Genomic DNA, 13,575 nt, shown 5'->3' on the forward strand with positions numbered 1-13,575 from the left:
GCATCGAAAATTCCGGTGAAATTCAGGTACGCGACCGTTCCTTCGCCCTGCGGCACCTGACAATTTCGCACCCTTGGGCGGGCCTGCGCAAACTGACCTTCGCGAAAACGGCGGAATTTCGGCCGCCATCCGCCGGCTAGACGCGCGGCCAGCGGGCGGACGCGTCGGCGCCGTCGGGCGGTTCCCCCACGTTTTCTACCAGGCGCGATAGCCTGCGGCGTCCGCTGATCCGCAACGCCGGGCGCCCGCCGCGGGTGCCGATCAGGGTGGGCGCGATCCCCACGCGCATCAACGCCGACGCCAGCGGCGAGTGCGTGTCCGGCGCGTGCGGGTCCAATGCCAGCAGGTAATGCTCGCCCTCCGGGTTTCCGGCCGCCAGCGTCCACGCCCGCAGCTCGCGCGGGCCGGGCAGCCAGCGCGGCGGCACGGTCTTGACCGCCCCGCGCGTCCATTCGGCGGCCAGCGTGCTCAGCGAGGGGTCCACGGCGGTGCGTACCAACGGGGTGTCCTCGTCGGTACGGCCGATCTCGGCGATCAGGCCCGCCTCCCGGATCATCTCGGCCAGCGCCGAGGCCCGCCAGGGCTGGTCCACGACCACCGACAGCCGAGCACCCGCAACGGCGTTTTCACCGGTGGCACCGACGGTGACGATCTGCCCGGACGCCGCCAGCACCCCGGAAAGATCGGCGACCGCAGGCGGCACCGACTCCGCTGTAAAGAAGGAAAGCTGGCTCACGCCACCGACAGTAGGCCAGGGGGCCCGCCCGCGTCTTGAGGCAACCGGCGCGCCGCGGGGCGTCGACGGGCATGCACGCCTGGTTGCCGCAGTAAAAGAGGAAACCCCCCGGCTGAACCCGCTTTGGGCGGGTCTGCACGGGGGGTATCCGTTCAGGTCTGCTCTCGTTTAGACGGAGCGGACTCCGGTGGCCTGGGGGCCCTTAGGGCTATGGCCGATCTCGAACTCGACCTTCTGGTTCTCTTCGAGGGTGCGGAAGCCCGAACCCTGGATCTCCGTGTAGTGGACAAACACATCCGCGGAACCGTCTTCAGGGGCGATGAACCCGAAGCCCTTCTCCGCATTGAACCACTTCACAGTTCCCTGTGGCATCTCTCGATCTTTCCTTTTCTTCTGGGTGCGGGGCATCGCTTTTCGATGCCCCGGGCCTGGTACGACCGCCATACCTCGCTGAGTCGCCGGAACTTCACCCGACCGATTAACCTCGCAGGAACCGCGGCCGCAACGTCGATCCTGCGAAAGTTTGACACGAACACAGAAGCTGCGACCGCAAATAGTCAACCATGTTCATCGCGTCGGCGACAGACTTGTGTCATCCGCCGATTCGAAGGCCGATTCGCAGGCCGATTTCACAATCGGATCCCGGAGGAAGTGAGATGGCGAGTTTCGGCAGCGAACTGCTGGCCGCCGCACTCGCCGGAACCGCGGCCGACGAACATCCGCTGCGTCACGTCGCCGAACTGCCGGCGCGCAGCGGCCGGCCGCACGATTGGCCGGACTGGGCCGAGTCCGACGTCATCGGCGCGTTCGCCGAGCGCGGGATCAAATCACCGTGGTCGCATCAGTTCGCGGCCGCCGACCTGGCGTACTCGGGCCGCCACGTCGTGCTCAGCACCGGTACCGCCTCGGGAAAGTCACTGGCCTACCAGCTTCCGGTGCTCAACGCGCTGGCGACCGATCCGCGCGCCCGGGTTCTCTACCTGTCACCGACAAAAGCGTTGGGCCACGACCAATTGCGCGCCGCGCACGCGCTGACGGCGGCGGTTCCACGGTTGCACGATCCCGGTTTCGGGGTCGCCCCCACCGCGTACGACGGTGACAGCCCGACGGAGGTCCGCCGCTTCGCGCGGGAACGCTCGCGGTGGTTGTTCTCCAACCCCGACATGATCCACTTGTCGATCTTGCGCAACCACGCCCGCTGGGCCGTCCTGCTGCGTGGCCTGCGGTTCGTGGTGGTCGACGAATGCCATTACTACCGTGGGGTATTCGGCTCGAACGTGGCGATGGTGCTGCGCCGCCTGCTGCGGTTGTGTGCCCGCTATTCGTCGTCACCGACGGTGATCTTCGCCAGCGCCACAACGGATTCGCCGGGCGCGACGGCCGCCGAGCTGATCGGGCTGCCGGTCGAGGAGGTCACCGAGGACGGGTCACCGCAGGGCGCCAGGACCGTGGCGTTGTGGGAGCCCGCACTGCGGGCCGACCTGACCGGCGAGAACGGGGCGCCGGTGCGTCGGTCCGCCGGTGCCGAGGCGGCGCGGGTGATGGCCGACCTGATCGCCGAGGGCGCTCAGACGCTGACGTTCGTGCGGTCCCGCCGCGCAGCGGAACTGACCGCGCTCGGCGCGCAGGCGAGGCTGGATGACATCGCTCCGGAGCTGTCCCGCACGGTCGCGTCGTATCGGGCCGGCTACCTTGCCGAGGACCGCACCGCGCTGGAGCGCGCGCTGGCCGAGGGCCGGCTGCGGGGGCTGGCCACCACCAACGCGCTGGAGCTGGGCGTGGACATCGCCGGCCTCGACGCGGTGGTGCTGGCCGGTTTCCCCGGCACGGTCGCCTCGTTCTGGCAGCAGGCCGGCCGGTCCGGGCGGCGCGGCCAGGGTGCGCTGGTGGTGCTCGTCGCCCGGGACGATCCGCTGGATACCTATCTGGTGCACAACCCCGCGGCGCTGCTGGACAAGCCGGTCGAACGGGTCGTGATCGACCCGGGCAATCCGTACATCCTGGGTCCGCAGCTGCTGTGCGCGGCAACCGAACTTCCGCTGGACGAGGCCGAGGTGCGCACCCTCGGCGCCACCGAGGTGGCCGACGGCCTGGTCGATGACGGGCTGCTGCGCCGGCGCAGCGGAAAGTACTTTCCGGTGCCCGGCCTGGAACCTCATGGCGCGGTGGACATCCGGGGCTCGGCGGGCGGCCAGATCGTCATCCTGGAGGCCGACACCGGAAGGTTGCTGGGCAGCGCCGACACGGGTCGGGCGCCGGCCACCGTCCACCCCGGCGCGGTGTACCTGCACCAGGGCGACAGCTACGTGGTCGACTCGCTGGACACCGAGGAAGGCATCGCGTTCGTGCACGCCGAGGACCCCGGTTACGCGACGTACGCACGGGAGATCACCGACATCGCCGTCACCGGCACGGGCGAGCGCCTGACGTACGGGCCGGTCACCCTGGGCCTGGTGCCGGTACGCGTCACCCACCAGGTGGTGGGGTACCTGCGCCGCCGGCTCTCCGGGGAGGTGATCGACTTCATCGAACTCGACATGCCGGAGCACACCTTGGCCACCATGGCGGCGATGTACACCATCACCGAAGATGCGTTGCAGCGCAACGGTATTGAGGCGATCCGGATCCCGGGCGCCTTGCACGCCGCCGAACACGCGGCGATCGGGTTGCTGCCGCTGGTGGCCAGTTGCGATCGCGGCGACATCGGCGGCCTGTCCACGGCCGTCGGGCCCGATCCCCCTGGCCTGCCCAGCGTCTTCGTCTACGACGGCTATCCCGGCGGCGCGGGTTTCGCCGAACGGGGCTTTCACCAGGCCCGCATCTGGCTGGGCGCGACGGCCGCCGCCATCGAGGCGTGCGAGTGCCCCAGGGGATGCCCGTCGTGTGTGCAGTCCCCCAAGTGCGGCAACGGCAACGACCCCCTCGACAAGGCGGGCGCGGTGCTGGTGCTGAAGCTGGTTCTCGCGGAACTGGCGCGGGGGCCACGGAACGGCGAGCCCGGCGGGGGACGACCGCCCCCCGGGTGATGTGGCGAAGCCCGCACTCCCACTGATCCATGCCCTCACCGTAAAATCGGCCGCATGGCCCACGACTGGTTGCTCGTGGAGACGCTCGGGGGTGATCCCACCGTTGTGGCGCAGGGCCGCCAACTCAAGAATCTCGTCCCCATCACCACGTTCCTGCGCCGAAGTCCCTATCTGGCCGCGGTGCGCACCGCGATAGCGGAGTCGGTGCAGACCGGCCAGGCGCTGACCAGCATCACGCCCAAGCGAGACCGCATCATTCGCACCGAACCGGTGGTGATGTCGGACGGATTCATCCACGGCGTGCATGTCTGGACCGGCCCCGCCGACGCCGAACCACCCGAGCGGCCGGTCCCGGGGCCGTTGAAATGGGACCTGACGCTCGGCGTGGCCACCGATACCCGCGAATCGCTGATCAACAGCGGCAAGAACCCCGAGGTCGAGGTCACCTTCGGCAGGGCGTTCGCCGAGGACCTGCCGTCGCGGGAACTCAACCCGAACGAAACCAAAGTCCTGGCCATGGCGGTCAAAGCCAAGCCGGACCAAACCCTGTGCAGCACCTGGGATCTCACCGACTGGCGGGGAGAGTCGATCCGGATCGGTTTTGTCGCGCGCACGGTTCTGGAACCGGGGCCCGACGGCCGGGAGCATTTGGTGGCGAGGGCCATCAACTGGCAATCCGAACTCAAGGGCCCGGAGGTGTCGACCGACGATCTCGCGCAGCGAATCCTCAGCGGCCTGGCCCAGGCCGGGGTGCACCGCGCGCTGATCGACCTCAACACCTGGTCGCTGCTGAAATGGCTCGACGAGCCCTGCACCTTCTACGACTGGCGCAGCAGCGAGACGGGCAAGCCCCGGGTGCACCCCGACGACCAGGACCTGATGTCCACCATGACAAGGGAATTCAGCGGCGGTGCCACCAGCCGGGTGTTGCGGATGCCCGGGCACGACGGGGATTGGGTGCCGGTGCACGTCACCGTCAACCGGGTGGAACTGGAACCGGATACCTACGCCGGACTGGTCTCCCTGCGCCTGCCCACCGACGACGAGCTGGCCTCCGCGGGATTGTCGCCGACGCCGGACGCCGCGCCCTAGTCGGATCCCCCGGCCGCGGGCCCCGCCCGTGCGGCGGCCTTTGCCGCGCCGCCGAGCGCGACCGCCACCCGCGCAGTGACGACGACATCGAGACCGTCGACCACACAGCCGATGTCGTCGACTCGCATCCGGTGGGCCACCACGCTGGCGCCCGCGCACGCCGTGTCCGCTCCCGAGCTCAGCCTTGCCGCCGCGGCCAAGGCGGCCAGGTCGGCCACCGCCTGCGCGCGGTGGCGGGCCACCACCGCCGAGCCCAGGTACACACCCGCGCCGGTCGCCGTCAGCAACACCACGATCATCCAGGCCGCGACCAGCGTGGCCGAGCCTCGATCACCGCGACGGCTCGGCCGCCGAGACCGCACTGGCCGCAATGTCGATGGCGGGCAACACCTTCGAATGCGCGACGACCGTGACCACCAGGAATTCCCCGTCGCGCCGCAGGTCCACTCGCGCACCGGCCGGCGCGAGCCGACGAGCGGCAGCCGCGGCGGAGCGTTCGTCGCCACGGGCCGCCAACCGGGCGGCCTCGCGGGCGGCGTCGATGCAACGAACCTGCATCGACACCGCGGTGACACCGGCCAGGCACAGCACCAGCACCACAACCAGGGCGGCGATGCCCAGTGCCGCCTCGACCGTGCTGGCACCGGCACTTCCGGTCAGACCTTGGTATTGAGCGCGCGACCGATGATGTTGGTCAGCGCCGAGACGATGGAATCGCCGGTGACGACGGTGTACAGCACGGCGCCGAACGCGGCCGCCGCGATGGTGCCGATGGCGTATTCCACCGTCGACATGCCCGACTCGTCGGCGGCCAGCACGGCCAGCCGCGCGGAGATTTCGCGAAACAGGTTGAGTATCAATGACTTCCTCTCTTTTCATAGCAGACCCGATTGCAGAACCTGACCGGCCAGACCGGCCACCACCGGGACGATGCCCAGGCAGACGAACGCCGGCAGAAAGCACAGGCCCAACGGTCCGGCGATCAGTACGCCCGCCCGCTCGGCAGCCGCACTCGCCGCGTGCGCGGCGCCGTGGCGAGAGTCCTCGGCCAACTCGGCGACGCCACCGGCCAGCGCCGCACCCGAGGACGCCGAACGTCGGGCCAACCGCAGCAGCGCATCGATCTGCGGGTCGGTCGCATCCTGCGCGCCGGACGGAACGGACCATGCGACAGCGGGATCGGCGCCGAGCGCGAGCAGAGCGGCAGCGCGGCGCAGCACCCTGGCCAGATTCGGCGGCGCCGACGGGGCGGCGGCGGCCGCGGCGCTCGACACCGCCATGCCCGCCACCAGGCACACGGCCAGCACATCCAGACAGGAAGCGACGACCAGCGGATCCGGGCCGCGCGGCGACCCGGTGCTTCGCCGCAGCCGACCGCCGCGCAGCGGCACTCCGGCGCGACCGCGCACCAGGGTTGGCCCGGGTCCGATCCACAGCGCCGCCGCCAGCAGCACCGCCGCCAGATTCATGCGCCGCCACCCGATCGGTTCACGACGCCACCCGATCGGCGATGCGGTCCGACCACAGCAGACCCACGCAGGCCAGCGTCGAGCCGATGAGCAACAACCAGCCGCCCGCGCGCCCGCCCAGCAGGAAGCCCAGCGGCTCGGCCCCGATCAGCTGGCCCAACAGCACGCCGAGCGCGGGCAGCGCGGCCAGTATCGCCGCGGTCGCGCGGGCACCGGCCATGCTCGAGGTCACCCGGTCCGAGAACCGTTGCCGCTCAGCGATATCGCGTTGAGCGGCGCGCATCAGGGTGGCGATGCCCAACCCGTTGTCGCTGGCCAACCGCCAGCACAGTGCGAGCCGCTCCCAATGCCCGGGCAGCGCCGAGGCGCGGCCCGCCACGACCAGACCGGCCGCGACGTCGGCGCCCAGGCGGGCGCGCGCCGCCACCGACCGCAGCGACACCGCAACCGCGCCGGCGGTGTCGTCGGCGGCGACGCGGAACGCACGCACCGGATGCGAGCCGGCCCGCAATTCACCGACGAGCACCTCGAGCGCGGTCTGCAGCGCGCGGCCCTCGGCCGTCGCGCGCCGGATGCGCCGGCGGCGCCGATAGCGCAGCAGCGCGGTCGCCCCGACGACCGCGCTGCACAGCACGGTGGTCGGCGGCAGCGCAATGGCGACGGCGCAGCCGATACCCGCGGCGGCGCAGCCCGCCGCACGAAGCCCGGCCGCCGGGAACCGCCGGTGCCGGGACGTCGACAGCCGCCGTCGCGGCGAGGGCCCGGCGACGACGAGCGCCAGCGACAGCAGCAGCGCACCCGCGGCTGGGCCGTTCATGCCGGCATCCGGCTGCGCACCAGGCGCTGCAGCTGCGGGGCGGCATCGGTCATGCCCCGGTCCGCATGCCAAACGGTGACCGCCCGCACTTGGCCCTGATCTTGTTGCAGCGCAGCGATTTCGCCGAGTCGCCGCCGCCCGGCGGGGCCGCGCTCGACGTGCAGCAGCACCTGCACGGCGGCGGCGAGCTGGCTGTGCAGCGCGGCCCGGTCCAGGCCGCCGAGCGCGCCCAATGCCTCGAGCCGGGCGGGAACCTCACCGGGCTTGTTGGCGTGCACGGTGCCCGCGCCGCCGTCATGGCCGGTGTTCAGCGCGGCCAGCAGGTCCACCACTTCGGCACCCCTGACCTCGCCGACCACGATGCGGTCGGGCCGCATCCGCAGCGCCTGCCGGACCAGCTGGCGGACCGGAACCTCGCCGACGCCTTCGATGTTGGCGCAGCGTGCGACCAGCTTCACCAGATGGGGGTGCCGCGGCGCGAGCTCCGAGGCGTCCTCGACGCAGACGATCCGTTCGGCCGGCGACACCGCGCCCAGCATCGCGGCGAGCAGTGTCGTCTTTCCGGCGCCGGTGCCACCACTGACCAGGAACGCCAGCCGGGCGTCGATGATGTCGGTGACCAGCGCGGCCGCCGCCGGCTCGATCGCCCCGGCGGCGATCAGCGCCGCCAAATCCTGGCTGGCCGGCCGCAGGACACGCAGCGAAATGCAGGTGCCCCCGGCCGCCACCGGCGGCAGCACGGCGTGCAGCCGCACCGCGAACCCGCCGGCGCCGACGCCGGTCAATTCGCCGTCCACCCAGGGCTGCGCGTCGTCCAGGCGGCGGCCGGCGGCCAGCGCCAGCCGCTGCGCCAACCGCCGCACCGCCGCGTCGTCGGGGAAGCGAATCTCGGTGCGCCGCAGACCGGTGCCGTCGTCAACCCACACCGCATCCGGGGCGGTGACCAGGACGTCGGTCGTCCCGTCGGCGCAGAGCAGCGGATCGAGGATGCCGGCACCGGTGAGCTCGGTCTGCAACACCCGCAGATTGGCCAACACTTCGGTGTCTCCGAGCATCCCGCCGGACTCGGCCCGGATGGCCGCGGCCACCACCGCCGGTCCGAGCGGGCCGGGCTCGCCGGCCAGCCGCTCACGGACGCGGTCGATCAGCGAACCGCTCACGCCGCCTTGCCCTTCGGCACGCCGGCCGCCGGCAGCACGCCGAGCACCTGGCCGGCCGCCGCGGCGAGCGGTGAGCGTCGCCCCAACCGCAGGCCACCGCGGTCGGCCTGTTCGGCGAGTTGCGGCTGCGCTTTGACCGCGGCCAGCAATGGCAGCCCGGCGAGATCGGCGATCTCGGCCGCCCGCAGTCCTCCCGGCGACGGGCCCCGCACCACCAGGCCGACGTTGGGGTTGACGGACGCCAGCACCGGGGCCAGCGCCCCGGTCGCCGCGCACGCGCGCACGTCACAGCGGGTCACGACGACCACCAGGTCGGCCGCGCTCAGCGCCGCTTGAGTCGCGTCGCTGAGACGACGGGGAAGGTCGCAGATGACGCTGACCGACCCACGCCGGCCGGCGTCGACGACGGCGTGCACCGGCGCGGCCTCCAGCTCGTAGCCGCGGCGAGTGCCCGACAGCACGCTGACTCCGCGGTGGCGTGGCAGCGCATCACGCACCGCCGACCAGGTGAGCCGCCCGCCCTGCAACGCGAGGTCCGGCCAGCGCAACCCCGGAGTGGTCTCGCTGCCCAGCAACAAATCGAGGCCGCCACCCCACGGGTCGAGGTCCACCAGCAGCGCATCGCCGGCGGTCCGGGCCAGGGCGACCGCCAGCGAGGAGGCGCCCGCCCCACCGCAGCCGCCGATCACGGCGACCGCGTGGCCACGCGACCCGTCGTCGCGCATGGATTCGGCGGCGTCGGCCAGCGCGCCGACCAACTCCGCTTCCTGCCCGGGCAGCCGCAACACGTGCGCGGCCCCGACCTCGACGGCGGCCGCCCACGTCGCCGTGTCGGGTTCGGCCGGGGTCAGCACCGTCACGTAATCGCGACGCGGCAGCGCCCATCGCGCGCAGCGAGCGGCCGCCCCCGCGTCCAGCACGACGGCCGCGGCCGCGGCCCACGTCTTGCGGCTGACCGGAGACGCGTCGCCGGCGTGCACCACGCGAACGCCGGCGGCCGCGGCCACCCGATCCAACTCGGCGCGCAGGTCGGGGTCCGCCAGTACCGCCAACACTCCCGCCGAATCGGCCGCTCCGGAGACGCTGGTCATCCGACCACTGTGCGGGGCCGTGACCTTGGCACAACAGTCCCAAACGGGGATTTGTGGATAGAGACGCGAGTGTGCACAAACGCGTCGCGGGGCCATGCCGCCAGCGACGACGCACGCGCTTTCCCGCAACGCACGCAGAGCCGAGCCCGACGCCGCGAAGCGAGAAAACTGACCGTAGAAAAGGGACGACCCCCGCCAGGGGGGGAGGAGGCGAGGGTCGTCGTGCATCAGCCCCGGGGGGTCGGGCTGATACACCCTCGGCTCAAGGCCGAGTAATGCTTACTATACACATGACAAGCCGGAGTAACGCAAGAGATCATTTTCTGGAAAACCAGCTTGAGCCGCGTAAACACCGCTTCGCCCGCGTCCCGAACCCCCTGAGCGGCCATTTCCGGTGCGGGATGGCGGCCTTGCCGGACCACCGACCTATGCTGGTTCCGTGACCGTCTTCGACCCCACCGCGGAGCAGTCGGCCTCGGATCAATCGGCGTCAACCACCGCTTCTCATGCCCGCACGGCGGCCTTCTTCGACCTGGACAAGACGATCATCGCCAAGTCCAGCACCCTGGCTTTCAGCAAACCGTTTTTCAACCAGGGCCTGCTCAACCGCCGCGCCGTGCTCAAGTCGAGCTACGCGCAGTTCATCTATCTGCTCTCCGGTGCTGATCATGACCAGATGGATCGGATGCGCGCCCACATGACCAACATGTGCACCGGCTGGGACGTCGAACAGGTCAAGTCGATCGTCAACGAAACGCTGCACGACATCGTGACTCCGTTGGTCTTCGCCGAAGCCGCCGACCTGATCGCGGCCCACAAGTTGTGCGGGCGCGACGTCGTGGTGGTGTCGGCCTCCGGGGAAGAAATCGTCGCGCCCATCGCCCGCGCGCTCGGCGCCACCCACGCGATGGCGACCCGGATGGTCGTCGAGGACGGTCGGTACACCGGCGAGATCGCGTTCTACTGCTACGGCGAGGGCAAGGTCCAGGCGATCCGCGAGCTGGCCGCGCGCGAGGGCTACCCGCTGGAGCACTGCTACGCCTATTCCGACTCGATCACCGACCTGCCGATGCTCGAGGCCGTCGGCCATCCCAGCGTGGTCAATCCCGACCGCGGGTTGCGCAGGGAGGCCGTGGAGCGCGGTTGGCCGGTGATCTCGTTCTCCCGGCCGGTGTCGTTGCGTGACCGCATCCCCGCGCCCTCCGGTGCCGCTATCGCCACGACGGCCGCGGTGGGCATCAGCGCGCTGGCCGCCGGCGCGGTGACGTATTCGTTGTTGCGCCGCTACGCCTTTTAGCCCGTTTTAGCGACCCAGCAAACGGGCGCCTGGCGCCATGGGATTTCCTTCGCAATTGGGCCTTGCTGTGCTAGGGGTCTAGTAGTACAAAGGAACCACGGAAGCCCGGTAAGGCCAAGGTCGAGCCGGAAGAGAAGGTTCGTTCTCCCGACCCGGGCGCCCAGCACGGTGCTCGGCACCCACGCGGAGTCATAGCCGCGAAGATGGCAGAAGTGTTGCGGGCCTGCGAAATTGCGAAAATGCGGAAGGTATCGACGGCCCTTTGGGTGGGGTTGCAACCATAAGCGTCGCGAGATCGCCGAGGCCAACCCACGCAGCCCCGAGATGCACGCTTGGTAACCGAGCCCCGTGCTAGCGGGCGGCGGACCGAACATTCGGAACGTCGCCCGCTCTACCTTTTTGTGCCCGTTTTCCCGGCGTCGGCAACCGGTTCAGCTACTTGTTCGACATCGCGTCGGCGATCGACACCGCCTCCTGCGCACCGGCTTTCATCGCCCGGCAACACAGCACCAGCCACGCCCCCACCCCCTCGGGCGTGCCGTCGGCGAATCCTTGCGCGGCGTCGCGATACGCGGCGGGCTGACGCATCCAGCTGACCTCGGGCACGCCCAGCCCGTGCGGGTCCAGCCCGCTGGCGATGGTCACCAACCTCGACACCGCGCGGGCCACCACACCGTCGGAGCTGCCGAACGGCTTCAGCGTCAGCAGCTCGCCGTGGGCGACCGCGGCCAGCACCGGCGCCGGCACCTGGGTGCGCCCGTTCACCAACTCGGCCAACAACTCCAGTCGCGGCCCCACCCCGGCATCGGTGCGCGGGCGGCCGAGCCGCTCGTCGTCGACCTGCTCGGCCGCGGCCAGCACGTGCAGGCGGGCCAGCGCCTGCAGCGGCGCCCGCCGCCAGATGGCGACGACGGGCCCTTCGCCACCCTCGAGCGCCTGGGCCACCCGAAGCGCCCCCGCGAACACCGGGTCGCTGATCTGCCCCGCGTCGGCGAGGTCCTCCAGCCGGACCGGGCCGCCGTCCAACACCGACGACGCGCGCGCGGCCCGCAGCGCCGCCTCGGCGGCGGTCACCGGCCAACCGCGCAGGTTGGCGCGGTGCCGGTGGGCACGGCCCAACGCTTCGCGGGCGCGGTCACTGGCCTCGGCGACGCCGGGCAGGTCCATCAGGGGGGCCAGCGGATCTGCTGTCACAACCTCACAACCTATCCCCGCCGGATTCACCGCAGCCGCGGGATGGCGTCGAGCAACTGCTGGGTGTATTCGTGCTTGGGGTCGGTGAACAGTTCCTCGGTGGGCGCCTGCTCCACCACGCGGCCCGCCCGCATCACCAGGACGTCGTCGGCGATCTGCCGGATCACCGCCAGGTCATGGCTGATGAACAGATAGGCCAACCCCAGTTCGGCCTGCAGCTCGGCCAGCAGGTCGAGTATCTGCGCCTGCACTAAGACGTCGAGCGCCGACACCGCCTCGTCGCACACCAGCACGTCGGGCCGCAGCGCCAGCGCCCGGGCGATGGCCACCCGTTGCCGTTGGCCACCCGACAGCTCACGGGGCAACCGATCCAGCACCGACGACGGCAGCGCCACCTGGTCGACGAGGTCGTGCACCGCCTGGGCGCGTTGCCTGCGGTCGCCGACGCGGTGGATGCGCAGCGGTTCCTCGATCGCGCGAAACACCGAGTACATGGGATCCAGGCTGCTGTAAGGGTTTTGAAACACCGGCTGCACGCGGCGGCGGAAGGCCAGCTGCCGATCCCGGGGCATCGCGTCGTCGATCCGGGTGCCGTCGAAATCGACGGTGCCCGAGGTGGATTGGAGCAGGCCCAGCACCATGCGGGCCAGCGTCGATTTCCCCGAGCCCGATTCGCCGGCGATGGCCAGCGTGCTCGCGCGGCGCAGCCGAAACGACACCGCGTCGACCGCACGGAATTCGCTGCGCCGCCACGGCGCCCCGTGTGACTCCCGGTAGACCTTGGTGAGATCCGAGGCGACGAGGATGTCCTCGGTCGGGGTGGAGGCCGGCCGGCTCCGGCGCGTCAGCGACGGGGCCGCCGCCACCAGCCGCCGGGTGTACTCGTGTTGCGGCGCGCGCAGAATCGACTGTGCGGCACCGGATTCCACCACGACCCCGCGGTGGACGACGACCACGTGCTCGGCCCGTTCGGCGGCCAGCGCCAGATCGTGGGTGATCAGCAGCAGCGCGGTACCGAGTTCGGCGGTGAGCCGTTGCAGATGGTCGAGGACCTGGCGCTGCACCGTGACGTCGAGCGCGGACGTCGGCTCGTCGGCGATCAGCAGCCGCGGCCGGCCCGCCAGCCCGATCGCGATCAGCGCGCGTTGACACATGCCGCCGGACAGCTGATGCGGGTAGCGGCCCGCCTGCCGGGCCGGATCCGGCATGCCCACCGCGGCGAGCAATTCCACCGCCCGCCCCCGCGTTCCCCGATCACTCATGTTGGCGCGCAGGGCTTCCCGGATCTGGAACCCGACCTTCCACACCGGGTTGAGGTTGGTCATCGGGTCTTGCGGGATATAGCCGATGTGCCGGCCCCTGATCGAGCGCAGCGCTCGGCGATCGGCGGTCGAGATGTCGACGCCGTCGAACATGATGCGCCCGCCCGTGATTCGGCCTCCCGGCGGTAGCAGCCCGAGAATCGCGGCGGCGGTGGTGGATTTGCCCGATCCCGATTCGCCGACCACCGCGACGGTCTGGCCGGGCAGCACGCGCAGATCCACCCCGCACACCGCGGCGTGCTCACCGAAGCTGACCTCCAGGCCCTCGACCGACAGCAGCGGGGACGCCGCGCCGCTCACTTTGCGCCGCTCTCCCCCGCAAGCGGGAGGTGCCCCCGCCTCATCGCCGCGCTCTACATCGTCGCCGGCGG

General features: G+C 71.0%; 14 protein-coding genes. 3 read left to right on the top strand and 11 right to left on the bottom strand.

From position 1 onward, the window contains the following. Positions 1-136: 136 nt before the first annotated feature. Positions 137-736 (bottom strand): hypothetical protein, encoded by a 600-nt coding sequence (locus A5624_RS15255; protein WP_066867591.1) that lies wholly within the window; start codon positions 734-736, stop codon positions 137-139. A 168-nt stretch (positions 737-904) separates the two neighbouring features. Continuing rightward, positions 905-1,108, bottom strand: a complete 204-nt coding sequence (gene cspA / locus A5624_RS15260; protein ID WP_007166602.1) for a cold shock protein CspA — start codon at positions 1,106-1,108, stop codon at positions 905-907. A 284-nt stretch (positions 1,109-1,392) separates the two neighbouring features. Between cspA and A5624_RS15265 the strand changes: the two genes are divergently transcribed. Together A5624_RS15265 and A5624_RS15270 are read left to right on the top strand one after the other, a co-directional pair. After that, a complete protein-coding gene (locus A5624_RS15265; RefSeq protein WP_066867594.1) occupies positions 1,393-3,762 on the top strand; it encodes a DEAD/DEAH box helicase in 2,370 nt (789 codons plus the stop codon). Positions 3,763-3,816: 54 nt separating this feature from the next. Further along, positions 3,817-4,854, top strand: a complete 1,038-nt coding sequence (locus A5624_RS15270; RefSeq protein WP_066867597.1) for a PAS domain-containing protein — start codon at positions 3,817-3,819, stop codon at positions 4,852-4,854. Here A5624_RS15270 and A5624_RS15275 read toward each other — a convergent pair. From A5624_RS15275 to ssd, 7 genes are read right to left on the bottom strand one after another with little or no spacing between them, the layout of a single operon-like run. After that, a complete protein-coding gene (locus tag A5624_RS15275) occupies positions 4,851-5,216 on the bottom strand; it encodes an Rv3654c family TadE-like protein (protein ID WP_369827492.1) in 366 nt (121 codons plus the stop codon). The genes A5624_RS15270 and A5624_RS15275 overlap by 4 nt on opposite strands. Beyond that, entirely contained in the window at positions 5,185-5,514 is a 330-nt protein-coding gene (locus A5624_RS15280) for a TadE family type IV pilus minor pilin (RefSeq protein WP_197498239.1), read from the bottom strand. Before A5624_RS15280 ends, A5624_RS15275 begins: the two co-directional genes overlap by 32 nt. After that, the gene (locus tag A5624_RS15285; RefSeq protein ID WP_066867734.1) at positions 5,511-5,711 is read right to left on the bottom strand and encodes a DUF4244 domain-containing protein; all 201 of its coding nucleotides are present in this window, start codon (positions 5,709-5,711) and stop codon (positions 5,511-5,513) included. The genes A5624_RS15280 and A5624_RS15285 overlap by 4 nt, the downstream gene beginning before the upstream one ends. A gap of 18 nt (positions 5,712-5,729) precedes the next feature. Further along, the gene (locus A5624_RS15290; RefSeq protein ID WP_197518970.1) at positions 5,730-6,323 is read right to left on the bottom strand and encodes a type II secretion system F family protein; all 594 of its coding nucleotides are present in this window, start codon (positions 6,321-6,323) and stop codon (positions 5,730-5,732) included. A 19-nt stretch (positions 6,324-6,342) separates the two neighbouring features. Further along, entirely contained in the window at positions 6,343-7,140 is a 798-nt protein-coding gene (locus A5624_RS15295) for a type II secretion system F family protein (RefSeq protein WP_066867601.1), read from the bottom strand. After that, positions 7,137-8,300: a TadA family conjugal transfer-associated ATPase gene (locus A5624_RS15300; RefSeq protein WP_066867604.1), complete on the bottom strand. Its 1,164-nt coding sequence runs from the start codon at positions 8,298-8,300 to the stop codon at positions 7,137-7,139. Before A5624_RS15300 ends, A5624_RS15295 begins: the two co-directional genes overlap by 4 nt. Further along, a complete protein-coding gene (gene ssd / locus A5624_RS15305) occupies positions 8,297-9,391 on the bottom strand; it encodes a septum site-determining protein Ssd (RefSeq protein WP_066867607.1) in 1,095 nt (364 codons plus the stop codon). Before ssd ends, A5624_RS15300 begins: the two co-directional genes overlap by 4 nt. Positions 9,392-9,830: 439 nt before the next feature. Here ssd and A5624_RS15310 point away from each other — a divergent pair, with 439 nt between their 5' ends. Further along, positions 9,831-10,688, top strand: a complete 858-nt coding sequence (locus tag A5624_RS15310) for an HAD-IB family hydrolase (protein ID WP_066867610.1) — start codon at positions 9,831-9,833, stop codon at positions 10,686-10,688. 435 nt (positions 10,689-11,123) lie between these two features. On the opposite strand, the gene A5624_RS15315 is transcribed toward A5624_RS15310, so the two are convergent. Together A5624_RS15315 and A5624_RS15320 are read right to left on the bottom strand one after the other, a co-directional pair. Beyond that, the gene (locus A5624_RS15315) at positions 11,124-11,882 is read right to left on the bottom strand and encodes an oxidoreductase (protein WP_066867614.1); all 759 of its coding nucleotides are present in this window, start codon (positions 11,880-11,882) and stop codon (positions 11,124-11,126) included. 26 nt (positions 11,883-11,908) lie between these two features. Continuing rightward, the gene (locus A5624_RS15320; RefSeq protein WP_066867617.1) at positions 11,909-13,504 is read right to left on the bottom strand and encodes an ABC transporter ATP-binding protein; all 1,596 of its coding nucleotides are present in this window, start codon (positions 13,502-13,504) and stop codon (positions 11,909-11,911) included. Positions 13,505-13,575 lie beyond the last annotated feature (71 nt).

The sequence above is a fragment of the Mycobacterium sp. 1482292.6 genome (assembly GCF_001672995.1).
Classification (GTDB): Bacteria; Actinomycetota; Actinomycetes; order Mycobacteriales; family Mycobacteriaceae; genus Mycobacterium; species Mycobacterium europaeum_A.

Coding starts and splice junctions, on each gene's coding strand:
- ssd (WP_066867607.1), bottom strand. CDS start 9,391: ATGACCAGCGTCTCCGGAGCGGCCGATTCGGCGGGAGTGTTGGCGGTA.
- A5624_RS15265 (WP_066867594.1), top strand. CDS start 1,393: ATGGCGAGTTTCGGCAGCGAACTGCTGGCCGCCGCACTCGCCGGAACC.
- A5624_RS15270 (WP_066867597.1), top strand. CDS start 3,817: ATGGCCCACGACTGGTTGCTCGTGGAGACGCTCGGGGGTGATCCCACC.
- cspA (WP_007166602.1), bottom strand. CDS start 1,108: ATGCCACAGGGAACTGTGAAGTGGTTCAATGCGGAGAAGGGCTTCGGG.
- A5624_RS15290 (WP_197518970.1), bottom strand. CDS start 6,323: ATGAATCTGGCGGCGGTGCTGCTGGCGGCGGCGCTGTGGATCGGACCC.
- A5624_RS15295 (WP_066867601.1), bottom strand. CDS start 7,140: ATGAACGGCCCAGCCGCGGGTGCGCTGCTGCTGTCGCTGGCGCTCGTC.